Source organism: Alteromonas sp. KUL17 (genome assembly GCF_006538305.1).
In the GTDB taxonomy this organism is placed as follows: Bacteria; Pseudomonadota; Gammaproteobacteria; order Enterobacterales; family Alteromonadaceae; genus Alteromonas; species Alteromonas macleodii.
On record NZ_BJKJ01000011.1, the window covers coordinates 14,510 to 38,125 of the forward strand.

17 protein-coding genes are annotated in these 23,616 nt (G+C 44.3%); 8 read left to right on the top strand and 9 right to left on the bottom strand.

Annotation, left to right across the window (positions count from 1 at the left end; all coding sequences use genetic code 11):
• Window positions 1–18 precede the first annotated feature (18 nt).
• The gene (locus tag KUL49_RS11250; RefSeq protein WP_014977398.1) at window positions 19–999 is read left to right on the top strand and encodes a LysR family transcriptional regulator; all 981 of its coding nucleotides are present in this window, start codon (window positions 19–21) and stop codon (window positions 997–999) included.
• 80 nt (window positions 1,000–1,079) lie between these two features.
• Here the strand turns inward: KUL49_RS11250 and KUL49_RS11255 are convergent, their stop codons facing one another.
• Both KUL49_RS11255 and KUL49_RS11260 read right to left on the bottom strand, forming a co-directional pair.
• Window positions 1,080–1,790 (bottom strand): endonuclease/exonuclease/phosphatase family protein, encoded by a 711-nt coding sequence (locus KUL49_RS11255; RefSeq protein WP_165477901.1) that lies wholly within the window; start codon window positions 1,788–1,790, stop codon window positions 1,080–1,082.
• Window positions 1,778–3,994, bottom strand: coding sequence for a VTT domain-containing protein (locus tag KUL49_RS11260; RefSeq protein ID WP_131137321.1), 2,217 nt, complete (start codon window positions 3,992–3,994; stop codon window positions 1,778–1,780). Before KUL49_RS11260 ends, KUL49_RS11255 begins: the two co-directional genes overlap by 13 nt.
• 253 nt (window positions 3,995–4,247) lie before the next feature.
• Here KUL49_RS11260 and KUL49_RS11265 point away from each other — a divergent pair, with 253 nt between their 5' ends.
• A complete protein-coding gene (locus KUL49_RS11265) occupies window positions 4,248–5,990 on the top strand; it encodes a PAS domain S-box protein (protein ID WP_110288092.1) in 1,743 nt (580 codons plus the stop codon).
• An 84-nt stretch (window positions 5,991–6,074) separates the two neighbouring features.
• Here KUL49_RS11265 and KUL49_RS11270 read toward each other — a convergent pair whose 3' ends face one another.
• Window positions 6,075–6,671 carry a porin family protein gene (locus tag KUL49_RS11270; protein WP_014949483.1) on the bottom strand — a complete coding sequence of 199 codons (597 nt, stop codon included), beginning with the start codon at window positions 6,669–6,671 and terminating at the stop codon, window positions 6,075–6,077.
• Window positions 6,672–7,185: 514 nt separating this feature from the next.
• On the opposite strand from KUL49_RS11270, the gene katG reads away from it, so the two are divergent.
• Window positions 7,186–9,486, top strand: coding sequence for a catalase/peroxidase HPI (gene katG, locus KUL49_RS11275; RefSeq protein WP_131137322.1), 2,301 nt, complete (start codon window positions 7,186–7,188; stop codon window positions 9,484–9,486).
• A gap of 212 nt (window positions 9,487–9,698) precedes the next feature.
• Window positions 9,699–10,184, top strand: coding sequence for a hypothetical protein (locus KUL49_RS11280; RefSeq protein ID WP_131137323.1), 486 nt, complete (start codon window positions 9,699–9,701; stop codon window positions 10,182–10,184).
• 48 nt (window positions 10,185–10,232) lie between these two features.
• Here the strand turns inward: KUL49_RS11280 and KUL49_RS11285 are convergent, their stop codons facing one another.
• Complete coding sequence (locus KUL49_RS11285; protein ID WP_131137324.1) at window positions 10,233–11,558, bottom strand: mechanosensitive ion channel family protein; 1,326 nt, start codon at window positions 11,556–11,558, stop codon at window positions 10,233–10,235.
• A 720-nt stretch (window positions 11,559–12,278) separates the two neighbouring features.
• Here KUL49_RS11285 and KUL49_RS11290 point away from each other — a divergent pair.
• A complete protein-coding gene (locus KUL49_RS11290; protein ID WP_131137325.1) occupies window positions 12,279–13,730 on the top strand; it encodes a DEAD/DEAH box helicase in 1,452 nt (483 codons plus the stop codon).
• A 180-nt stretch (window positions 13,731–13,910) separates the two neighbouring features.
• On the opposite strand, the gene KUL49_RS11295 is transcribed toward KUL49_RS11290, so the two are convergent.
• The 4 genes from KUL49_RS11295 to KUL49_RS11305 form a co-directional block, all read right to left on the bottom strand.
• The gene (locus KUL49_RS11295; protein ID WP_131137326.1) at window positions 13,911–14,729 is read right to left on the bottom strand and encodes a thioredoxin family protein; all 819 of its coding nucleotides are present in this window, start codon (window positions 14,727–14,729) and stop codon (window positions 13,911–13,913) included.
• An 83-nt stretch (window positions 14,730–14,812) separates the two neighbouring features.
• Window positions 14,813–15,451 carry a sensor histidine kinase gene (locus KUL49_RS21145; protein ID WP_242633807.1) on the bottom strand — a complete coding sequence of 213 codons (639 nt, stop codon included), beginning with the start codon at window positions 15,449–15,451 and terminating at the stop codon, window positions 14,813–14,815.
• A complete protein-coding gene (locus KUL49_RS21150) occupies window positions 15,412–16,377 on the bottom strand; it encodes an MASE1 domain-containing protein (RefSeq protein ID WP_242633808.1) in 966 nt (321 codons plus the stop codon). Before KUL49_RS21150 ends, KUL49_RS21145 begins: the two co-directional genes overlap by 40 nt.
• On the bottom strand, window positions 16,377–17,033 hold the full coding sequence (locus KUL49_RS11305) for a response regulator transcription factor (protein WP_014977387.1): 657 nt from the start codon (window positions 17,031–17,033) through the stop codon (window positions 16,377–16,379). The genes KUL49_RS21150 and KUL49_RS11305 overlap by 1 nt, the downstream gene beginning before the upstream one ends.
• Window positions 17,034–17,308: 275 nt before the next feature.
• Between KUL49_RS11305 and dld the strand changes: the two genes are divergently transcribed.
• On the top strand, window positions 17,309–19,042 hold the full coding sequence (gene dld, locus KUL49_RS11310; RefSeq protein WP_131137327.1) for a D-lactate dehydrogenase: 1,734 nt from the start codon (window positions 17,309–17,311) through the stop codon (window positions 19,040–19,042).
• Between the two features lie 122 nt (window positions 19,043–19,164).
• Here dld and lldD read toward each other — a convergent pair whose 3' ends face one another.
• Window positions 19,165–20,298 carry an FMN-dependent L-lactate dehydrogenase LldD gene (gene lldD, locus KUL49_RS11315; protein WP_131137328.1) on the bottom strand — a complete coding sequence of 378 codons (1,134 nt, stop codon included), beginning with the start codon at window positions 20,296–20,298 and terminating at the stop codon, window positions 19,165–19,167.
• A 103-nt stretch (window positions 20,299–20,401) separates the two neighbouring features.
• On the opposite strand from lldD, the gene KUL49_RS11320 reads away from it, so the two are divergent.
• Window positions 20,402–21,301 (top strand): LysR family transcriptional regulator, encoded by a 900-nt coding sequence (locus KUL49_RS11320; protein WP_131137329.1) that lies wholly within the window; start codon window positions 20,402–20,404, stop codon window positions 21,299–21,301.
• Between the two features lie 215 nt (window positions 21,302–21,516).
• The gene (locus tag KUL49_RS11325; protein ID WP_131137330.1) at window positions 21,517–23,547 is read left to right on the top strand and encodes a BCCT family transporter; all 2,031 of its coding nucleotides are present in this window, start codon (window positions 21,517–21,519) and stop codon (window positions 23,545–23,547) included.
• The last annotated feature ends 69 nt before the right edge of the window (window positions 23,548–23,616 follow it).

Sequence of the window (23,616 nt, forward strand, 5' to 3'; positions counted from 1 at the left end):
CCTTTGTAAGGAGGGCAAGTGCATTCAAAACAGCTGCATTATTTTGTTATGACTGTGCGTAAGGGTAGTATTGCTGCGGCAGCGAGAGCATTGGATATCGCTCAACCCGCCATTAGTCAGCAGTTAGCAAGTTTAGAAAGAGAGATGAAAGCGACGCTGCTTGAAAGAAGTTTTTCGGGAGTAAACCTAACATCGGCGGGCGAAGTTTTTTATAAACATGCATTAAAGCTGCTAACCGAAATAGACAACGTTAAGGCCGCATTGGAAGCCTTTCAAACTGGACAAAAGAAGGTAGTAAAAATAGGAATGCTACCGTCAATCGGCAATGTGCTTTCTTTACCGCTGCTCACGGAGATAACGGCGAACCATAAAGGGCTCAAAGTCGAAATCAGCACTGGACCGTCTTACACCATTAATGATTGGCTTGAGTCAAAGCAGGTGGATGTTGCGCTTACTTATCAGCAAGCTGTCGACCCTAAATTCATGCGAGTTACACCGCTAATTCAAGAAGATCTTCATTTGGTTTTTTCTGCCTCCTCATCGTGTGAACAATACGCCAAGCTTCGAGATAGAACGACGATCCGTTTTTGGGAAATCAGTGAATTACCTTTGCTGTCACCGGGTAACAAAGATGCATTGGGTCAACTAATTGCTGACTATGAAAAAGCGACGGGCGTTAGTTTGCAGCACGATTTGGCTTATTCTGGACAACTCATGACTGGCCTTAGGCAAGTTATGCAGGGAGAAGGCGTGATGATCCTTCCTACATCAGCTATTTTTCATTTAAAGGAGTCTGGTCTAGTTTCATCACTGAAAATAACACAGCCAGAAATGCAGCGTACTGTACTCGCTGCGACAAACAAAAGTGCCAAGACGCTACTAGATAGCAGTCCGATCATTGATATTCTCAGAAAAGTAGTGGCTCAAGAAAACGCACTGAAACACTGGTGCGGTACGTTAGAATTTGCCGCTTCATCGTTCATAGCGCAACCTGCATAGCACTGTGCCAATACAAGATGATGCTAAATCTCGCGTACGACGAGAATAATGCAACCCGTTAAGTGCAAAAGAGCACTGGGTTAGTCGTTCTGGGGCAGTTCAATATCAACAAGCACAGGTAAATGATCTGACAAGATTCGAGTTTTCGCATTTTTTAATTTTCTGCACGCTTTTACCTTGATGTCGTCAGACACCCATACTCTATCAAGTGCAAATACAGGAAAGTGGCTTGGAAATGTTGCCCCCACTTTTTGCTGTAATAGCAATTCGTTAAGTGCTTTAAACGCTTTTGAGAAAAACTGCCACTCGTTGAAATCACCGGCTAGAACTAGAGGGATTCGCTTCTCTTTCATCTTCAAAGAAAGGTGCTCATGAAGCAAAGAAAACTGTGAGCGACGTTCTAGCTTCTTAAGCCCCTTATGGGTATTCACCACCGTAAGGGGGGTCTTCTCTGTCTTGAGCTCTACAATCTGAACATTTCTAGGCTGTCGTCCGTTTTGGCTGACATCCAGTGTATCGTGCGCTAATACGTCAAAGCGAGTTAGGATGGCGTTGCCATACCAGCCATCAGATTCCCTAATGGCTGGTGATGGAATGAGCTTAAACGTGTTTTCAGCGCAGATATCTTTAACGTCCTGTGCTGTACTTCGCTCAGAGGGACGAGTATCCATTTCTTGCAGCAGCACCACGTCGGCGCCACTGTTTGCCAAGAATTGCCCTATGCGTTTGTAATCGTGCTTTTTGTCTCTACCTATTCCGCTGTGAATGTTGTAGGTCACTATGCGGCACATTTCTCTACCTCATCTTTGTCACTATTATCATTGGCAGTATCTTGATTCCCCGACTCCTTCCGAGCTTGGTAGTAGCGGGCAAATTTTTGCGAACCCCAAATCATAAGGCCCCATAAAACGATACCGCCAACTAAATAGCTAATGGTTTCCACAGAAGGGTTTTGCCAAATTTGTGCTATCGAATCACCCACAAGCCCTTTCGCAATCATGGGCGGGAACATGCCTAAAAATGTCCCTATTAAAAACTGAAAAATGCCAATAGATGAGATACCCGCTACCAAATTCACCAAACTAAAGGGCGCTACAGGCAACATTCGAATGGCCGCGACGCCAACGATACCGCTACGCTTTAGTTTTTCATCAACGGCAGCTACCTTTGGACCACCAATTTTTCTAAGCCCCGCGTTGCCTGATAGCTTGCCTATTCCAAACATGATTGCAGAGCTCATTAGTGCTCCCATGATGCCGTAGATGGGCCCCCATATAGGGCCAAAAATAGCAGCCACAGCAAGTGACAGTACAGTGACCGGGAAGAATAAAACGCCGCCGACCACATAAACCAGCAACACGGTAGGCAGAGCAAAGTAGGTTCCACGACTTTTCTCTAGAAAGGCGTTAATGCTGTCGGAACTTAACCATGGTATGGACTGGCTAGCCCAAAACATAAGCCCGCCAAGAACAGCAATGATGGCAAGACCAATCAAAATCATAATACTGCGACGTCTTGGGTTACGTGCAGGCATAGCAACTCCATCAAAAGTTGGCACCGAAATAAGGGGTTCTTCAGGGTCAGATAACGCTCTGAACACATTCTTAACGGATTGTTCGGTAAACACCTCATCGCGAACTTCGGTAAGTACGTAGCCGTGTGCTATCTGATCCTGCATTAATGCTTCAACCGGATATTCATTGTTGAATAACGCTGGCATTGCATCAATATCGCGTCCCGTGTGCTCTGCGAGTAAGTCGTTTCTCACTTGCTCAATACACGCCTGATTGTCTTTGGTGTTACCAAACAACACCGTGTCGATTTCGGTGTCTAGCGTCATTGAGCGATTACTCAAGTTTGATGACCCGATAACAAGGTATTTGTTATCAATGGTCATCACTTTGGAGTGGATGCGCTTGTATGCCTTGCGGCCTTGCATGTCTTCAATTGAAGAATAAGTCAGTTTTACTCGCTTAGGGTCAATCCCTTTTTCTAAAATTTCCTTGAATTCTATGCGGCTTGCCCAAAATGCTTCGCACTCAAACTTACCTTTTGGCTCGTAGGAACTTACGATAATGACCGAAAGATTAGGTTTCAGTTTGAGCTGCTTATTCAGCGCTTCAGCGATCTCCTGACGCGTTGTAAATTGATTCTCAATGTAGATTACAGACTCTGCTTCACCGATAAGATCAAGCAGCATATGACGTACCTCTTGAGCAGGCTCGACCTCATCCATAAATGGAATTGTTCTGGCAAGTGCACACTCTACGTCTTCAAAAAGGGGAGGATAATCTTGTGGCCAAGCATCAGGCAACGGGGCATTTTCATCAATGCGCGCGTCCTCGCGGATATCAATAGGTGAAGAGTCAGCAACACGCTGCCACCTCCATCGAACTAATTTTGAAAAGTCGGCTACTACAGGTCCACTTGATACCATTTGCACATCATGAAGAGGTCCATACTCCCCATCAGGCCCATCACGCTCTTCTGAAACTACGGGATGGTCACGAGTATCCCAGCGGTTAGTGGATACATCCATTCCACCTGAGAATACGAGTTCATCATCGATAACCACAATTTTTTGGTGCTGACTTCCGCCCATCGGAATCGTGTCATCGAGCTCGGTTTGCACATTGTCTGGAGTTTTTTCTTCCCACACTTCCTTTGCCCACATTTCGCGCTGCGCGAAAAAGGCTAGTGATGAGTCCCAACGTAGCAGGTAAATTTTAATGTCAGGATTTTGCTCAGCTTTCCACTTAAGTAAATCACTTATTACGCTCGGTGCTTCACTGTTCGCTTCGTCGTCGCCTCGCAGCAAGCGAATGCGGCTATCTATATCCCATCCCACAATGAAGATACTGTGCTTAGCTTTAACGATAGAGCTGTGCAAGGCTTTATAATAGTTTCCGCAATCTATCAAAGGTGTAGAAAAGCGAGCCTTGCTCTCTACCCAACAGTTTTGACCGGGTTGAAATACACTCTTTCCTGATTGCATGTGACGTTTCCTATTTATTCATTTTTCACTATTTGTATTCTGTTGCAGAATTTGTACCTCTATAAAACGTAAGAACGAGAAATATAAATAAATGATTTTTATAGATAATTAGAGTTTTTGAGCTCGTGTGTAAGATGTATCAGTTCGCAATGTGTAATATTTTCACTGTGAAACGAGTTTAATATTCACAGTTGGAAAAACAGGGAAAGATCTTCTATATAACTTAAAAAATTCAATGAGAAGGTCTAGATAAATGAAGTTTTTTTCAAAGGAAAATGCGGCGAAACAGGCGCTTGCTCAATCAATCTTGGCTGTAGTTACCATAGATGAAAAAAACAACATTACGTTTTACAACGATGCCGCTCAAAAGTTATGGGGCTATACGCCAAACGAGGTACTAGGCAAAAATATCAAACTATTGGTTCCCCACGAACACAAAGCAAATCACGACAATTACGTTAATTCTCATCGACAAACAAATGTTAATAAAATCGTTGGCAGCTCGCGAGAAGTCGAATTAGAAACAAAAAGTGGGGAGCGAATTTGGGTTCAGCTTGCTTTATCTCAGGTTATTGTTGCAGGAAAGAAGCACTACACCGCTTTCGTTCGAGACGTTACAGAAGAGCGAGAGTCTCGCGAAATAGTGGAGCAAACATTAGAGCAAGCGTTAGATGCTGTGGTGTGTATCGATGAAAACAACAACGTAACCTTGTTCAACGCATCCGCTGAGAAGCTATGGGGATACACAAGAGATGAAGTAATTGGCCAAAATGTGAAGATGTTAGTGCCTCAGGCGATTCAAGCGAACCACGATAACTATGTCAACGCAAATAGAGAAACAGGCCAAGACAAAATTGTCGGAACCAGCCGCGAAGTTAAAGTGGAGCGGAAAGACGGTAAAAGCCTGTGGGGCAGGCTGTCTTTGTCTAAAGTAAGGCTGGCTGACCGAACCCTCTACACAGCATTTATTAAAGATGTAACAGAAGAAGTAGAGCAGCGAGAGTTACAACGTATGCTTTCGCTGGTTGCCAACGAAACAGACAACGCCGTTATTATATCTGATGCAGATGGTCTCATAGAGTACGTTAATAACGGGTTTTACCGGTTGACGGGGTGGGAGCTGGACGAAGTAAAAGGTAAGAAACCTGGATCATTTTTACAAGGTGAGGAAACCGATCAACGTACTGTGGATGTGATACGACAAAAAATTAAAAACCGCGAAGCATTTTATGATGAAATTCTTAACTATAGAAAGGACGGTACACCTTACTGGACTTCACTATCAATAAACCCCGTTTTCAAAGAAGAAAAACTCGTTAACTTTATCGCGGTTCAGGCTGATATTACTCGTGTTAAGCAAATGGCTTTAGATTTTACTAACAAATTAAAAGCTATAGGCAGTGCACTTGTTCTTCTTGAAATGAAGCCTAATGGTGAAGTCGTTGAGGCAAACAAACTACTACGCGACACATTGAACGGGGTAATGAGCTCTGAATCATTTGCAGATGAGGTAATGAATAGTCTTTCTGCAGAGGACAAGTCTACTCTAGAGAGCGCTGGTTTTGTTTCAAAAATTACTGAGTTTCAAGTGGCTGGGCGTTATCTTGCCTTTGACGCGAGAATCAGCGCACTTAAGAACTTTAACGGGCAAGTAACACGTTATGTCTTTTTTGCCGTTAATATCACCTCTAGAAAACAAGCGGTTAACGATACTCAAGATTCTATGAAAGAGCTACTGGTTACCAGCCAGACTATAAGTAATATAGTGGGCACAATTAATTCTATTTCTGAGCAAACTAATTTGCTAGCGCTAAATGCAGCGATAGAAGCGGCACGAGCAGGTGAAATGGGAAGAGGGTTTGCGGTTGTGGCTGATGAAGTACGAACGTTAGCAGGTAACTCCCAGTCCTCATCCAATGAAATTGACAACTTAGTTAAAACGACAGTGTCAAAAATTGAGGAACTGGCGCAGCTCATCCAGAAAATAGACGGGTAGCAAAAAGTAAAAAGCCTTGGCTGTGTTGCCAAGGCTTTAGCATTCTCATTAAGTCACGTTGTTAAACGTGAGGCAACAAATGTCTTAGAAACGATACTCAACACCAATACTGGCTTGCTTGAGATCGGTTTCAAAATCGGTGTCGTCAATGTCATCAAACGCTTCGTCTGCATCAAGCTCTGTATCATAAACAGTGTACTCGGCGTTTACTAAAAAGTTACTAGTAATCGCGTAGCTTAGACCTGCGCCTACAAACAAGCTTTCGTCATCGTTATCACGTGAAACGCCAGCAAAGTTATACTCGGTTTCTGACCAAAGTTGACCTGCTTTCGCGTAGAGAGAAAAACGCTCTGTTAATGGAAGAATACCCTTGATCGCCGCTGTGTAGCCGTCTGTTTCAGCACCTGCAAGGTCGTTACCGTAATCACCAAAATCAATGTAACCACCTTCAATTGCAATCCACTCATTGAATTTATATCCAACAAGGCCTTGCCAAACATCTTTGTCATCGTCAAAGTCATCTTCACCTTCAACGCGTAGGTAACCGTAATTACCACCTACATAAAAACCACTGTCTTTTGCTTCAATTTGATTTGATTGAGCATGCGCACCGAATGAAGCCATAGCACTGATAGAGGCAACAGCTGCAAGTCCGGTAAGTGTCTTAAGTGTGTTTTTCATAAGTTCATCCTCATTACTTCTTTAACATTCCATCGACTTCTTATCTGAAGTTAATGCGTCTTTAATTGCATCATCTATGTATCAATTGCTGTGCCATGGTAGAAATTGCAGAAGGTATTTCAATTAGATGAAAACTTTACATAAACCGACACTTTTTAGTTGGTTATTTAGCCGCTTATAGAAAGTATGGAAAAGTTTCACTCTTCAAGAAGCGAAAAAATTTCCCAATCTCTGAAAGAGATTCACAGATCTAGCTCATTTTCCGCATTACATAGTTCTACTGAGCGACAGTCGTTTACGTTATAAAGTGAACTGGGTTTTTAAGGTATTGAAATTAATTAACTTTTCATTGATTGGATTTTCTAATCAGTTGAATTCATTTTATCAACTGTAAATATTCTCTAAGCCTGTCTATCTTTTAACTGCTTATGAGGTAAACAAAATGTTAACAAATTAGTGGTGTGATTCGCACTCACGCTTTGGTAACTACAACAAACTCAGACGGGAAAAGACCATGACTATAAACAGGTTTAAAAAAACCACATTATCAGTACTTGTTGCCCTATCGCTTGGTGCAACAGGGGCTATTGCCAACGATCAAATTAGTAAGCCTGCTGGTGCTAAAGGCACGGGCACTGCTAAAGCTTTTCAAGCGAAAAATAATCAATTTTGGTGGCCTGATCAGCTCGATCTCTCTCCGTTAAGAGATCACGATAATCGCTCAAACCCACTAGGTGATGATTTCAGTTATGCAAAGGCATTCGCTAAGCTAGATCTCGACCAAGTAAAAAAAGATGTTAATGAGCTACTCACTACTTCTCAAGATTGGTGGCCGGCCGACTTCGGAAATTATGGTCCTTTCTTCATTCGACTTTCATGGCACAGTGCAGGTACCTATCGTACGCTAGATGGTCGTGGCGGTGGTGACGGTGGTCAAATGCGTTTTGATCCGCTGAACAGCTGGCCAGACAACGGAAATCTTGATAAAGCGCGTCGCTTGCTTTGGCCTATTAAGCAAAAGTACGGTGAAAGTTTATCTTGGGGCGACTTAATGATCCTTGCGGGTACCGTAGGCATGGAAAACATGGGCTTTGACACCTATGGATTTGCGGGTGGTCGTACCGACGACTGGGAACCTGACATGGTTTATTGGGGCCCAGAAGTGGAAATGCTTGCGAGCGATCGTGAAGAGCGCGACGGTAAGCTTCAGCGCCCGTTGGGGGCAACGCACATGGGCTTGATCTATGTTAACCCTGAAGGCCCTAAAGGTGTGCCTGATCCGATGGGATCTGCGAAAAATATTCGCACTGCATTTGGCCGTATGGCGATGAATGATGAAGAGACCGTAGCGCTAATTGCGGGTGGTCATACATTTGGAAAAATGCACGGCGCACACAAGCCTGCTGATTGTTTAGAAGCTGAGCCAGGCGGTGCAGGCTTAGAAGAGCAGGGACTAGGTTGGAAGAACAATTGCGGTAAAGGCAATGCAGAAGACACAGTAACGAGCGGTTTGGAAGGTGCTTGGACACAACTACCTACTAAATGGACGAGCCTATATCTCCAAAACTTATTGGGCTTTGAGTGGAAGCAAACCCGCAGTCCTGCCGGCGCTATCCAGTGGATCCCTACCGATGAATCGCTTCATAAATCAGTACCAGATGCGCACGTAGAAGGTAAGAAAAATCCTCCTGTGATGACTACAGCTGACTTGGCGCTTAAGTATGATCCAGAGTATCGAAAAATTGCCGAGCGCTTCTTAGCGGATCCCAAAGAGTATCAAACGGCATTTGCTAAAGCGTGGTTCAAGCTAACTCACCGCGATATGGGTCCAAAGGCACGTTACTTAGGTAACGATATCCCAGAAGAGAACTTCATCTGGCAAGATCCAGTGCCTAAAGCTGACTATAAAGCGATCTCTGATAAAGACGTTAAGAAGCTTAAAGCTGACATCTTAGACAGTGGCTTAACCGTTCAGCAACTTGTGAAAACGGCATGGGCGGCAGCATCTAGCTTCAGAGCATCTGATTTACGCGGTGGAGCGAACGGTGCTCGGATTGCCCTTGAACCGCAAATGAATTGGGAAGCCAACGAGCCTGCAACCGTTCAAGCCGTTGTTTCTAAGCTTAAAGAGATGCAAGAAGACTACAATTCACGCATGTTTTCTAAGAAGAAAGTATCTCTTGCTGACCTCATTGTGATTGGCGGCGCGGCAGCAATTGAAAAAGCAGCGGCAGATGCTGGCGTCAAGGTTACTGTGCCAGTGGTTCCGGGTCGAACTGATGCTACGCAAGAGCAAACAGACGTTAATTCGTTTTCATTGTTAGAGCCAACAGCCGATGCGTTTAGAAACTATTACAACGCAGAAGCTAGCTATCGTTCGCCAACCGACATGCTGGTAGATAAAGCCGATCAGCTTAATCTAACGGTACCAGAGATGACTGTTTTGCTTGGTGGTTTGCGTTCATTGGGAGCAAATACAGGTGGCACTAGCCACGGTGTATTTACTGACAAAGTAGGCACGCTTAACAACGATTTCTTCGTAACGCTTCTTGATATGGGCGTTAAGTGGAGAAAAACAGATAACCCGTCGGTATATGAAGGTGTAAACAGAACTACTGGTGAAGTTATGTATACAGGTACGCCTGTAGACCTGGTCTTTGGATCAAACAGTGAGCTGCGTGCAGTGGCCGAAGTTTATGCCTACGACAACGCGAAAAGCCGTTTTGTTAAAGACTTCGTCGACGCTTGGACCAAAGTGATGACGCTAGACCGTTTCGATTTACGTCACGACCTAAACGCCAGCTTGGGTAAATAGATGCGATATAACTACTATCGCGAATTAGCTTAACAACTAATTCTCAATAGACATAAAAACTAAAAGGGCGCTTCCGCGCCCTTTTTAATTGATTTCTATAAGTTGTGTTGTGAATTCTTGATGTGATTAAAACGACCGCGAGACCATCGCAAACCCATCTTTAATTCGATACACTGAACCTTTATTTTTCGCTTCTACAGACAATTACCACAATGGCTAGTCTTCAACGAACGTTGGTCAATTTAGAAATGCTAAGCGACGATATTAATGCACTTCACGTCGACGCACTTAATACGCACGCCCACATTAAGCTTTTACACAATGTGTTGAGTGAGCTAGAGAACGCCGAGCAATTTGTTGCCTTAGAAACAGAGGCCAGTTTTCAAAAGTCGTTATCTGGCTCACTGTTTGAGAACATATTTGAGCGAAAGCGCATGGTGGGTGTTTACATAAAGCTGGTGGGCTATGTTATTACAGCGTGGGAAGCGACCAATAAAGCGAATGCAATCATCAGTGAAAACTTCGATTCAAGTGCCGATAAGCGATTGGAGTTACTGCAGGTAAAAGCAATAAAAGCCAAATCTCAATTAAAAACTGTAGCGTCAGCGATGGGCAAAGAAGACTATGCAAAGTTTGTCCAGACGTTAGGTCTGTCTGCCCAAGAGTGGCAATGGGATACGCTTCGCGCTAGGTTTTAGCCAGCGCGAAGGTATGACTGAAAGCGCTCATGTCATGAGCGAGTTTAGCTACGGTGTGGTATTTCGAATACCAATGCCTTGTTCGTTGATAACCCTTACTTCACGTTGAGGGAACGGTATTTCAATGTTGTGCTCGCGTAATGTTTCAAACACAGTAAGCAGCAAATCACCACCCACGCGGTTTTTACCATCGTCCACCCCTTCCATCCAAAACTCAACGAACATGTTGACGCCAGAGTCGCCAAAGCTATCTATTTCACAGTCAGGCAGCTCTTCAAATGGAACATCATCGCCACTGATCACCTGCGGGTGTTCCGATACCGCCTCTTTAATAATCTCTACCATCGCGCGGATATCAGTTTTATAGGCGACAGAAAAGTCGATGCGGTAACGTTGTTTCTGGTTTTTGTGTGTCCAGTTTATTAGCAAGGAGCTGATAAACTTTTCGTTAGGCACCAGTACATCTTTACCGTCATATGTCTCTAATACGGCATAGCGCATTTTAAATTCTCTGACGATACCTTTCTGCCCGTCTTCTAATTCAACGTAATCGCCTACGGTCAACGATTTATCCAATAGAATAATGATGCCCGAAATGAAGTTTGATGCGATGGACTGCAGACCTAAGCCTAAACCCACACCTACTGCACCACCGAACACGGCTAATGCGGTAAGATTAATTCCCATGACGTTAAGCAATAAAAGAAACACCACACAGAACAGGGCAACTTCAAACAGCTTTGCGAACACTTCTTTGGTAGAAACGTCGAGCGACTTATGGTTTCGAATAATATCTTGACCAATGGCGTTCGAGCTACGGCCTAGCCAGAACAGCAAGCCACCAAACAATAGCACCCTTGTTACGCCATACGCTGAAATTTCAACATTGCCGACTGATATTGCCATTGACTCCAATGCTGAAGTTATCAGTGGAAGCACGCCAACTAAGTGTAAAAATAGGATAGGTAAACCCACCCATCGCATAAACGCTGCAATGGTGTTGTTTTCGACAAAACCAGTAATCAAGGAATTAACAAACAGCATTAGTGCTACAACAACGGCTATTTCCAATAGCCATGCATCAAACTGAAATTGCGCCCCCAACACGGTAGTAAGCTTTAGCATACTGATGGTGATAAGCGGGAATAGTGCCTCACCCAGATTGTATAAAAAGCCGTGCATAGTATGTGCGCCTTGCTGCGGCTTTTCTCGGGTAAACTTAAATGGCTTTTTTACTTGTCGTGCAAGCAAAAATGCAATGCAATAAATAATTGCGATTGTTGTAAGCTGGATAACAAAGCTATCAGACATCACCGATGCTTTGACTAAAGCCAACTTTTCCTCAAAGTGCTGGGTTAAACTATCAACATTCATGTTTTCTACTTCACTTGTTTGCCACACTGCAGCAGAGTGGATGTAATTTGAGCGTGGAATAACTGCGCGCTTTTTATCTGTTATAACAAATATGGTAAAGCTTTTTATCTATCCAACAGAAATTGGCTATCAAGTTGTCTTTAATTTCAAAGGTTTTTAGGTGTTTTTACGTAGAAGAGCCCTGTTTAACTTGTTTTTTAACGCACACTTTTAAAAGCGAAATCTCTTAAGGTATTGATAAATAAAATTAAACTCTGTTACTTGATAAGTTTACGTTTCTAGGTCGCAAAATTCGTATTAAATAGATATTTATCGTTTTAGATAAAAATATAAATATAACAATATCTCTCCTAAAAATGAGGGAAGACGGTACGGTTCAAGACCATTCCCTTAGTGCGAAAAGCCGATGAAACTTCCCTTGCTGTTATGCTATGTAAATCGGAACTTATTAAGTTAAACGTCAGACAGGCTTAACTAGATTTTGAACAAAAAATGCGCTGGTGGCTTTCGGCTTTTAGTGGTAGACTCCGCGCGCAATTTGTAAGAGTAAACACCTACGTTCTTTTCTTGATGTCAAACACCAATAAGCCAAGTTGGCAATGGCGTATCTCTTTAGGTTTTCCCAGTAATCTATAACCCCCACGGTTAGCAATAAAGCACTAACGCTTATACCTTTGCGGTATGCAATTTTTTATAAATACCTATGACAGGAGTTTATTAATGTCATTTACCCAATTAGGGCTCGCTGAACCCTTGTTAAAAGCTATTGAAAAACGAGGATTTAGTACACCATCACCAATCCAGGAAAAAGCAATACCAGAAGTATTGCAAGGAAAGGATGTGTTGGCAGCTGCGCAAACGGGAACAGGGAAAACTGCAGGATTTGGACTTCCTATTTTACAAAGGTTGATGGAAGGACAACCTGTATCTGGCAACAATGTTCGGGCACTTATCTTGACACCCACGCGAGAACTTGCTGCTCAGGTAGAAGAGAGCATCAGAGCGTTCAGCGAGTTTTTGCCGTTAAAAACTGCCGTGGTATTTGGTGGTGTAGGGATTAATCCTCAAATGATGAAGCTGCGTAAAGGTGTGGATGTGTTAATTGCTACGCCTGGACGATTGCTTGACCTCTACCAGCAAAACGCTGTTAAGTTTTCTCAGCTTGAAGTGTTGGTATTGGATGAAGCCGACAGAATGCTTGATATGGGCTTTATTCACGACATTAAGAGAGTATTAAAGCTATTGCCACAAGAGCGCCAAAGCTTACTGTTTTCAGCCACGTTTTCTGATGAAATCACTGCGCTGGCGAAAACAATAACGCGCAACCCTGTGAGTATTTCAACCGCGCCAGCCAATACCACGGTAGAAGCGGTTCAGCAGCACTTAGTGACCATTGATAAATCTAAAAAGACGACCGCGCTTATTTGTCTGATCAAACAGCAGAAGTGGGAGCAGGTGTTAGTATTTAGCCGCACGAAACACGGCGCTAACCGTATTGCAGAAAAGCTAACTCGGTCAAAAATTCCAAGTGCCGCGATTCACGGTAATAAAAGCCAAGGAGCGAGAACTAAAGCGCTTGCTGACTTTAAAAATGGCGCAATTAAAGTGCTGGTAGCCACCGATATCGCTGCACGCGGCATCGACATTAGTGAATTGCCTATCGTTGTAAACCTAGACTTACCCAATACGGCAGCTGATTATGTTCACCGAATTGGTCGTACAGGACGCGCAGGCGCTAGTGGACAGGCGTGGTCATTTGTATGTGCTGAAGAACTGCAAAACCTGAAAGATATTGAGACACTGATTCAAAAGCTGCTTCCTCGTGAAACGTTGGAAGGTTTCGAGCCTCAGCAAGCCGTGCCTGTTACCACGCTGTCTAAGCCTAAAAAGCCCAAGAAACCGAAAAAGCCGAAAGCACCACAAGGTGAGAGCGGCAGCGAAGGTAAACGAAGTGGCGAGAATAAAAAGTCGGGTCAACGTCAAGGCAACCGTAGCGGAAATGGTAATCCGCGCACAGGTAAACCGGATTCGCGCAACAATAGCGGTGGAAAGCCTGCAGGTCGAAGACGCTCAGGAAGTGAAGGAAGTGCCGCTAAACGACCAGCTAAGCGCAGAAGTAATCCGTCAAATAGCACCACTAATAATACGGCGTCAAACAGGGCAAAAGCGTAAACAGTTGAACTGCGCTTCATAAAACCGAGTTTATTAAAAAAGGGCCGTTGGAAAGGCCCTTTTTAATGTCCGTATTCTTTGTCACAGTCCTTTAACTTAGCCCGCTAGGCTTGCAGGACTGTTTCGCGATTAAAAGGCTTCCATTTAGACCAAAATTCGTACACCAAAGGTCAACAGGCCCTAATTATGTTCCCACGAAAACGGATTGTAGTGTCGCAATGCTGGCGTGGTGTTGACTCCGTTGCCATTCTCAGAATCTAACGTAAGCTCGGCGCGCTTTATCAGCGTTTTTTGCAGTTCAGTGCGAAACCCTTTAGTCTCTTTCCATAGCTCGTTAAGCCCTTGTGGGGTATTACCTTGTAAATCTAGCGCAAGTAGCGGACCGAGTTTGTCATAAGCGCTTTGTAATCTGAGTGCCTGCTCTTTATTGTAAGCTTCTTCTTCATTTGTCGCTTCCCAGTTAATAAACGGGGCTTTTTGCGCAGTTGTCATTGCAGGAAAGCGAGAGAAATACTGAATGTACTCCGATAAGGGGATGCTGTCAGCGCGCCCCCATATATCCATTGACGTTCTGTTTAACAATGCGCTGGTTTTAGGTTCAACCACCATTACTGTTGGTGTGGCGTAATAAATGGGGTAGTCAAATCGCTCGGTTATATTTCTTCTGTCTTCAAGTGTTCCTACATCAACAAATACGGTTTCATAATGAGCGCGTAGAATCAGGTCCATTTCCTTTGTCGCAAAACGCTCAGCTAAGCCAGTACTGTCGTGGCACCACTGAGCACCCAGTACAACCAAAAGTAATTTGCTTTGTTCCACAGCTCGCTGCTGTGCATTGACCACATCCTGATAGGGTGATGCAGACGGAGCGTAAGTGTAAGGACTTTCACTTTGAGTACTTACACAGCCATTTAACGTGGTGAAAGTGGCAATTAGGACAGCAATGTTCAGGCACTGTCTAAAAAAGCGGGCTCGGCGAGTAATGAAATTTTTTTGCATACGGATATCAAAATAGTAGTTAAATCAACAGCAATGTAGCATAAAAAGGATGCAGCGACGCATCTAAAACGCAGTAGAGTAACTTAAGCACTGTAGGGCAAAGTCAGGCAAACTCGGGTGCCTGATGGTTTGTTCTGGTAAATATCAAACTCACCATTTATCAACTTTGCGCGTTCTCTCATCGACAGCAGGCCGAGTGTGGGTTCAGCGTTTGCTAGTTGGGCAATATGCTCAGGGATGCCGCCGCCGTCGTCAGTAACGATAAACACGGCACTGTGTTGCGCATAGTTGATATCAATGCTGAGCGACGTCGCATTGGCATATTTTATACTGTTTGTCACCGCTTCCTGCACAATGCGATAGATGTGTATTTTCTGGCCTGAATCGAACGGTACTGGCGTGCCGCTAACGTTAAACGAATAGTTTATGTTTGCGCGCTTGAGCGTGGTAATAATCTCTGAACGTTGGATCACGCTTTCAATGGCAAGAGTATCAATACCGGACGGACGTAATCCCCCTAAGCTTTTCTTCATTGCGTGGTATAGAGCATCTATCTTATTGAGCATCATGTCGTTGTCGCTTTCTCTGCTATCTAGCGACAGTTGAAGTTTCAAATCGACTATGCGGTGACCAAAGTCGTCGTGTAAATCCCGTGATAAGCGCTTTCGTTCATCTTCTTGCACTACCACCAATTGACTGGCCAGTGCCTGAGCGCTTTGCACCGATACTTCGAGATCCTCGTTTTCTTCGCAAGCTTCACATTCAACAAGGTAGATTGGTTAATTGACGCACCTAAAATGAGGCAACTTGTACATGATGCTAAGATGTAAAACTGATGCTCAATGGGAGGAAGTGCGCTCTGGCTTGCCACCACGAACGCAGTAATACCTATGAGTAAACACGAAAACGCACTGCCAACTATGTCATAGCGATACGATAAAAACAGCGCGGGGAAAACCGCTAGATACTTAACCTGATAGCTGATGTTAATTTGTTGGGAGTAGGCATAGCTGCTCAGCATCAGCAAAACCAGCCAAGCGATTGTTGTAAGGTACAGTACTAAGTGACTCTTAGGGATAGATGGCCGTTTATATAATGCGAAAAGAAAAGGACAAAGAACAACAATTCCTACAAAGTCACCTAATGAAAAATCAAACAAAATAGAAAGAAAAACCTCTATGCCTGTTTGCAGTTCAATAGCCCTTCTGCCCAAAAATACCGCCCCAAGAGCAACACTTATAAGAACACCAAAAGCCAACGTGGCAAGGGTGCTGGAAACATTGTCTATATAAGGTGCGCTAAAGCGACGTCTGAATAAATAAACGCAGGTGCAAATTACCGCAGGTGACAGCACTAAATGGACTAAGTACCAACCTATGGTTCCACTTAAAAACGCCGTGTTGTCGAGAATGCCACCGGGGTGAAATAAAATGAAGTGGGTTGATTTTTCTGCGATGAGTAGCAGTGGCCAGCTGTAAATTGGCAGTAGTAAAAACGCCGCCAGGCGAACACCAGCAGGCAAATACCAGCTCACCGTACCTGAAATAATTTCAAATTGGGTGCTGAACAACCACACGCCGTGAAATAGCGCGGTATAACCTAATCCCATTAGTAAATAGGTAACGTTGAAATACCGCGTTAAATTCATCAATTTGCTTTGACTAGCGTATCGTCGTAGATAACGTCAGAAACGTCCAGGTACCCAGTTTCTAATGCAATTCTAAGTAAACCAAATTGGGAGGTTACATTGAGTTTCTTGTAAATATTAGTTCTATGAACCATCACTGTTTTCGGGGCAGTATCTATGTAGTAAGCAATCTGTTTTGGCTGGAATCCTTTTGCTAACAGTAAGAAAATTTCCTTTTCCCTTTCAGTAAGGATAGAGGTTAGCTGTTTATCACCGAAAGCTAACTTTTTACTAATATCTGTGCTTAGATAATTCTCGTCTTTTTCTAGAGACTCCAACGCGTCCATTAACTCTTTGGTGGCGGCATTCTTTGTAACGTAGCCATCGGCGCCGAGTTCAAGCGCTTTACTAATATAGCCTACATGATCATACATGCTCAGCATTAAGCACTTTATAAACGGCGCGTCTTTCTTGATTTTTATTAGCGTGTCGAAACCACTTTCCTGTGCTAACGAGATATCTAGAATGGCAACGTCAATATCGTCTAACGTAGCGAAGGAGGGAAGCGCATCCAGAGAGCTTACTGCGTAAGAAACATGCCAGCCATACTCTTGCTCGATGAGTGTTTTAATGCCATCCCTTACAATTTCGTGATCGTCAATAATGAGTATGTGCATGAAAAAACTTTTTGTTTCTTAAGGCATCAAGTTTACGTTGTCTTTGGCCTATATGGAATAAGCCGATGGCTTAGAGTTGGGACATATTTGTTGAAATACGACGGTTAATATCGTTTTGTAGTGTGCTAAAAATAGCCGATTTATAAACGTTTAGTAAATTAAATATAAGTAAATTATCTCGATAAAAGCGGCTTGCCCCCTTTGTTAATAATGGTGTTAGTGTATAGTTCAACACCAAGTCATTCCTTCCATTATTTCAATACACAGAGAGAACCATGACCGTAAACGTTGACACTCAGTCTTTGATTGCATCAATGCGCGATGTTGTAGGGCAGGCCTATTTGTTAACTGATAAAGCGAAGAAGCAGCCTTACACTAAAGGGTTTCGTTTTGGTGCGGGCGAAGCGCTTGCGGTAGTGCGCCCAGGAACGCTTGTCGAAATTTGGCGTGTGCTTAAGCTGTGTGTTGAAGCCGACGTTGCGGTTATTATGCAGGCGGCCAATACAGGGTTAACGGGGGGCTCTACGCCAGATGGTAAAGATTACGACAGGCCTCTCGTTATTATCAGTACTATGCGTATTGATGATATTCAGTTAGTTGACAACGGAAAGCAGATCGTTGGCTTAGCGGGGAGCACCTTGTTTGGATTGGAAGAGACGCTTGCGCCTTATGGTCGCGAACCTCACTCTGTGATTGGTTCTTCATGTATTGGCGCATCGATCGTGGGGGGAATATGTAACAATTCAGGTGGTGCTTTGGTCAAGCGAGGCCCTGCCTATACTGAATTAGCGCTTTTTGCCCAAATCGACGCTAATGGCAATCTATCTTTGGTAAACAATCTGGGGATTAACCTAGGTAGTGAGCCAGAAGAAATTCTGAATAATCTTGAGAACAAACGTTACAAAGAAGCTGACGTTCAGCACCCTGACGCTCGTGCATCAGACAACGAGTATGATGAACGAGTTCGAGACGTTGATTCAGACACACCTTCGCGCTTCAACAATGACGGCAGAAGACTTCATGAAGCTTCAGGCTGTGCGGGTAAGCTTGCCGTGTTCGCAGTGAGGCTAGACACCTTTCCTATTCCTGAGAAGAAGCAGGTATTCTATGTGGGGTCTAATGACGCCGCCGTGTTTACCCAAGTGCGTCGCGACATACTCTCTACTTTCAAGAACTTGCCTGACTCGGGTGAGTACCTTCACCGTGACTGCTACGACGTATCAAAGAAATACGGTAAAGATATGTTTATCGTTATCAGCAAGCTTGGCGCCAAATTTATTCCTAAGCTGTTTGCATTTAAGCGCAAATTTGACGCATTTACTGACAAGCTGGGCTTCTTACCCAACAAAATGTCAGATCGCGTTATGCAGTATATGAGCTACGTTTTTCCTAACCACTTGCCTAAGCGAATGGAAGAGTACAGAGACAAGTATCAGCATCATTGGATATTGGAGATGAGCAACGACGGGGTAGATGAGGCCAAAGCCTACCTTGATGCTTTCTTTAAAACCAATGAAGGTAGTTATTTTGAGTGTACAGAAGAAGAAGCTGACAAGGCTATTTTGCATCGCTTTGTTGCTGGTGGCGCGATAGGTCGTTACCACGTGATGCACAGCAAAGACGTGGGCGCTATGATGACCATCGATGTTGCACTTCGCCGCAACGATCCCGACTGGTTTGAAGTGCTGCCTAAAGAAATAGACGACCAGATAGACACAAAACTGTATTACGGCCATTTATTCTGCCACGTAATGCACCAGAATTACGTGTTGAAAAAAGGAGCGGATGCCAAATTGTTAAAGGGTAAAATTCTGGAAACGTTCGATGCGAGAAGCGCTGAATACCCAGCAGAGCACAATGTGGGACACGAGTACTTTGCAAAAGATGCGCTGAAAAACTTTTACCGAGAATTAGACCCAACCAATAGTTTTAACCCGGGAATAGGCAAAACCACCAAACTTAAAAACTGGGCTGAGCATGATGGAAGTTGTTGTGGTGGGCATCATTAAGCGCAAATAACACTTCCAGCCACTTGTGCATTGATAAAAGAGCCGTAAAAAATGAAGTGACCCCCAATAGTTGGACTATCCAATTACTGGGGGGCTTTTTAGTGGCCTTGGTGCCAGCGATACTAAGAAGCGAGAGAGTCGAGGTTAAGTTCACTGACTGATTTTGCACCACATAGTGTCATCGCGACATGCATTTCCTGTTTGTACAGATCGAGTAAGTTCTCTACCCCTTGTTTGCCTTCAGCAGCAAGTGCATAAATAAAAGAGCGCCCTATTAAAGTACAATCGGCACCTAGTGCCAGCATTCTCACCACGTCCAAGCCGTTACGAATACCTGAGTCTACGAAAATACTTAGATCGCCTTTCACCGCACTAGCAATCGCTGGAAGAGCCTTAGCGGTAGAAAGCACGCCATCTAGCTGACGACCGCCGTGATTGGATACTACAATGCCCTCTGCGCCAAAACTCAGGGCATCTTTGGCATCTTGTTCAGTTAAAATGCCTTTGATAATCATTGGGCCGTCCCAAAACTCTCTGATCCATTCTAAGTCTTTCCAACTGATAGACGGATCGAAATTGGCGCCCAACCAGCCAATATAGTCTTCCAACTGGGTCGGTTCGCCACGATAAGTAGAAATATTGCCAAGATCATGAGGCTTACCGAATACGCCTACATCAAATGCCCAACGAGGATGAGTCATCGCTTGCAGTACGCGACGGCTTGCAGCAAATGGCCCACTCATACCGGAGTGTTTATCGCGATAGCGAGCCCCTGGTACAGGCATATCTACGGTAAAAACCAACGTTGTTACACCCGCTGCTTTGGCGCGCTCCAGAACATTCTTCATAAAGCCGCGATCGCGAAGCACATAGAGCTGAAACCACATTGGACGTTCAATGGCTGGTGCGACTTCTTCAATAGGACATACTGACACCGTCGACATGGTAAACGGGATGCCTTTGTTTGCTGCCGCTTTAGCAGCTTGCACTTCGCCACGTCGCGCATACATTCCGGTTAATCCCACGGGAGCAAGGGCAATAGGTAAAGCCAATTGTTCACCAAAGACCGTTGTAGAAAGGTCAAGCGACGACATATTTCTCAGCACTTGCTGCTTTAATGCAATGTCAGCCAAGTCAGCTTCATTGCGTTTAAGTGTATGCTCTCGATAGGCACCACCATCAATGTAGTGAAATAGGAACGGCGGTAATATTTTTTGCGCAGCGCGTCGATAATCAGTCGGCGATGAAATAATCATGTCTTTAATCGATTGTAATTAACTTGATAAAAATATAACGTTTCTCGCCTTAGGGATATACGGCAACAATGAAATTTATCTTTTCCAAAAGTGAAGTAATAACGTGAGAGCAGACGATTTAATTCTCTTTGCACAAATTGCGGAGATGGGCAGTTTTAGCAAAGTAGCAGAGGCGAACAACATTACCAACTCGGTAGTCAGTAAGCGAATAGCAAAGCTTGAAAAAGAGCTGGGAACGCAGCTTTTGTATCGCACTACTCGCAAACTCACGCTTACCGAAGCGGGTCAAGCTTTGAAGCAAGGCGCCATGAATGTAAAGGCGTCCACGCAGGAAGCTATCGACACAATTTCTGGATACAGTGAACAAATATCCGGACACATTAAGATGTCGGTTCCAACGATTTCGGGCGATTTACTGTTAGCCGATGCGGTAGCTGAGTTTTGTACACTTCATCCAGGGTTAAGCGTTGATATGTCTCTGGATAATCGATTTGTAAATTTAGTCGAGGAAGGGTTTGATCTTGTTATTCGAACGGGATATTTGGAAGACTCAAGTCTGATCGCACGGCACTTTTTAGATTCCCATTGGGTGGTTTGCACATCGCCGGATTACATTAGACGAAAGGGCAGGCCCAAAGCACCTGAGGATTTGAGCTTTCACAACTGTTTGTTGTATTCCTACCACACATCCGGCGCAAGGGAGTGGGAGTTTACGTCGTCTCAAGGCAGTTACACCATCACCGTAGATGGCGCATTTTCAAGTGACAATGCAGGTGCGCTTCGCAAAGCAGCTCTTGCTGGTAGAGGTATTGCCTACGTACCTAAATGTTTGGTATTCGAAGATTTATGTAATGGAACACTGGTCGATTTGTTTCCAGAGCGGGTAGGTAAGGTGTTAGGCGTTTATGCCGTTTACCCTTACAGCCGCCAACCATCTCGAAAAATTAGGCTGTTAATTGAACATATCAGGCAGCGCTATTTATCTATGTCTGATTATTTTTGATACGCCAGAGGCAATCACGCCCGTTAATCTCTTTTTTCAGAGCAGGTCCTTGCCCCTTAGAGCGCCTTATTTAATTGAAATCACGGTCTGTAGCGCCAAGAAAAGAATATATCTGGGTAATTATCTGAACCAAAGCAAATCCTCACTAGTAGAAAAAAGCAGCTTTTAAGTTTTCGCAGGGTTTCAACTTACCTGTCAGTGAAAAGGGATTTGCTATGAAAGGCCAAGTAAACAACTCCACCATTCTTCTTCCTGTATTTCTCCCCGCCGTCGTCATTATTTTGCTTCTGGTGATCGGAACCATCAGCAATCCCGAACTTGCCGGCGAGGCCTTCGACAATACATTGGCATGGATTACAGAAACCTTTGGTTGGTTTTACATGTTGTCGGTCGCTATCTTTTTGGTATTCATTGTATCGGTAGCATCATCTAGCTGGGGAAACATAAAGTTGGGGCCCGATCATGCAGAGCCTCAATATAGCTTTCCCGAATGGTTTTCTATGTTGTTCTCAGCAGGCTACGGCGTAGCGCTGCTCTACTTTGGCGTAGCAGAGCCTGTTCTACACTATTCTTCACCGCCTGCAGGAGCAGCTGAAACTGTTGATGCGGCGAAACAAGCCATGCAAATCGCATTTTTTCATTGGGGCTTTCACATCTGGGCGATCTACGGGCTAGTCGGTTTAGTTCTTGCCTATTTTGCTTTTCGACATGGCTTGCCGTTATCTATACGTTCAGCTTTGTATCCGCTGATAGGGGATAAAATTTATGGCCCTATAGGTCACGCGGTAGATGTATTCGCCATTCTCGGTACATTATTTGGTATTGCCACTACGCTCGGGCTATCCGTTACACAGATCAATGCGGGGTTAAATTATCTTTCCGGCGATATCCCCATTGATATCATGGTGCAGGTAGGCACCATTGCTATCGTAACCATTGCCGCAACAATATCGGTTATCGCGGGAATGGATAAAGGCATTAAAAGGTTATCAATTCTTAATATGGTTCTGGCTGTATCGCTTATGAGTACCGTTTTTATCTTCGGAGAAACGGTTCATATTTTAGAAACCTTTTTACAGAACACAGGAAGTTATATCAACGGCATCATTGAACGTACCTTTAATCTTCAGGCCTACAGTCGCAGTGATTGGATTGGGAACTGGACGCTGTTTATTTTTGGCTGGACCATCGCTTGGGCGCCGTTTGTAGGCATGTTTATCGCCAAAATAAGTCGAGGCAGAACCATTAGGCAGTTTGTTTTTGGTGTAATGCTTGTGCCTACCATGTTCACCTTCCTTTGGTTTTCCGTGTTTGGCGACACCGCGCTAAATGCCATTATGAACCAAGGTGTTACTACACTCATTAGCGATGTGCAGGAAAACGAAGCTGTTGCCTTATTTAAGCTCTATGACTTGCTACCTGGCGCGTCAATCATGTCAGGCTTGACCGTGTTATTGATTATTACGTTCTTCGTGACGTCATCAGATTCTGGGTCGCTGGTTATCGATTCTCTTGCTTCTGGTGGTAAAGAAGAAAGCCCGGTTTGGCAGCGTATCTTCTGGGCGTGTTTGGAAGGAACCGTTGCAGCAGTGTTGCTTTTGGCTGGTGGACTGAATGCCCTGCAAACGATGACCATTGCGAGCGCATTACCATTCGCCTTCATTATGCTAGCGTCTGCAGCAGGCCTATGGCGTGCGCTTGTCATTGAAGGCTACCGAAACAACAGTTTGAAGGCGAATACGCTTAATAGAAACCACGGTCGCTCGACTAGCCTAAAAGGCCGACTCGCAGCAATGGTCGATTACCCCAGCCGAAATGAGGTGCATGAGTTTATTGATAAAACTGTGATTGCAGCGATGAAAGACGTACAAGCTGCTTTGAAAGCGAGAGCGTGGGAGGCGTTCGTTAAGCTTGATGAGGAAACGGGAAGGGCCACCTTCACTGTTGAGCGTCACGATCACATGGATTTTATCTACGATATTCGTATGACTGAATATTTAGTGCCAGGGTTTAGCTACGCAGAGCTGCGTTCAGAAGAAGATGAGTCGGAAAAATATTTTCGCGCTGAAGTATTCCTTCGCCGCGGAGGGCAAGCTTACGATATTTACGGATATGACAAAGAGAGTATTACTAAGGACATCTTAGATCAGTTCGAACGTTATCTTCACTTCCTCGATACCAGCCCAGGCGAACTGCCATGGGAAATGGATGCGTATGATGACATGTTGACGCAGCCTAAAGAGTAAACAATCTGCAGGGGCTTAGGTTGAAGGGAAAGCAAGGCTGCTTTCCCTTATTTATCCCCTAATTAATTA

Excerpts from the sequence above, each read along its gene's own strand:
- lldD (WP_131137328.1), bottom strand. The coding sequence starts at position 20,298 with ATGATTATTTCATCGCCGACTGATTATCGACGCGCTGCGCAAAAAATA.
- KUL49_RS21150 (WP_242633808.1), bottom strand. The coding sequence starts at position 16,377 with ATGAATTTAACGCGGTATTTCAACGTTACCTATTTACTAATGGGATTA.
- KUL49_RS11260 (WP_131137321.1), bottom strand. The coding sequence starts at position 3,994 with ATGCAATCAGGAAAGAGTGTATTTCAACCCGGTCAAAACTGTTGGGTA.
- KUL49_RS11305 (WP_014977387.1), bottom strand. The coding sequence starts at position 17,033 with ATGCACATACTCATTATTGACGATCACGAAATTGTAAGGGATGGCATT.
- dld (WP_131137327.1), top strand. The coding sequence starts at position 17,309 with ATGACCGTAAACGTTGACACTCAGTCTTTGATTGCATCAATGCGCGAT.
- KUL49_RS11290 (WP_131137325.1), top strand. The coding sequence starts at position 12,279 with ATGTCATTTACCCAATTAGGGCTCGCTGAACCCTTGTTAAAAGCTATT.
- KUL49_RS11255 (WP_165477901.1), bottom strand. The coding sequence starts at position 1,790 with ATGTGCCGCATAGTGACCTACAACATTCACAGCGGAATAGGTAGAGAC.
- KUL49_RS11325 (WP_131137330.1), top strand. The coding sequence starts at position 21,517 with ATGAAAGGCCAAGTAAACAACTCCACCATTCTTCTTCCTGTATTTCTC.
- KUL49_RS11270 (WP_014949483.1), bottom strand. The coding sequence starts at position 6,671 with ATGAAAAACACACTTAAGACACTTACCGGACTTGCAGCTGTTGCCTCT.
- KUL49_RS11295 (WP_131137326.1), bottom strand. The coding sequence starts at position 14,729 with ATGCAAAAAAATTTCATTACTCGCCGAGCCCGCTTTTTTAGACAGTGC.
- katG (WP_131137322.1), top strand. The coding sequence starts at position 7,186 with ATGACTATAAACAGGTTTAAAAAAACCACATTATCAGTACTTGTTGCC.
- KUL49_RS11265 (WP_110288092.1), top strand. The coding sequence starts at position 4,248 with ATGAAGTTTTTTTCAAAGGAAAATGCGGCGAAACAGGCGCTTGCTCAA.
- KUL49_RS11285 (WP_131137324.1), bottom strand. The coding sequence starts at position 11,558 with ATGAATGTTGATAGTTTAACCCAGCACTTTGAGGAAAAGTTGGCTTTA.
- KUL49_RS11280 (WP_131137323.1), top strand. The coding sequence starts at position 9,699 with ATGGCTAGTCTTCAACGAACGTTGGTCAATTTAGAAATGCTAAGCGAC.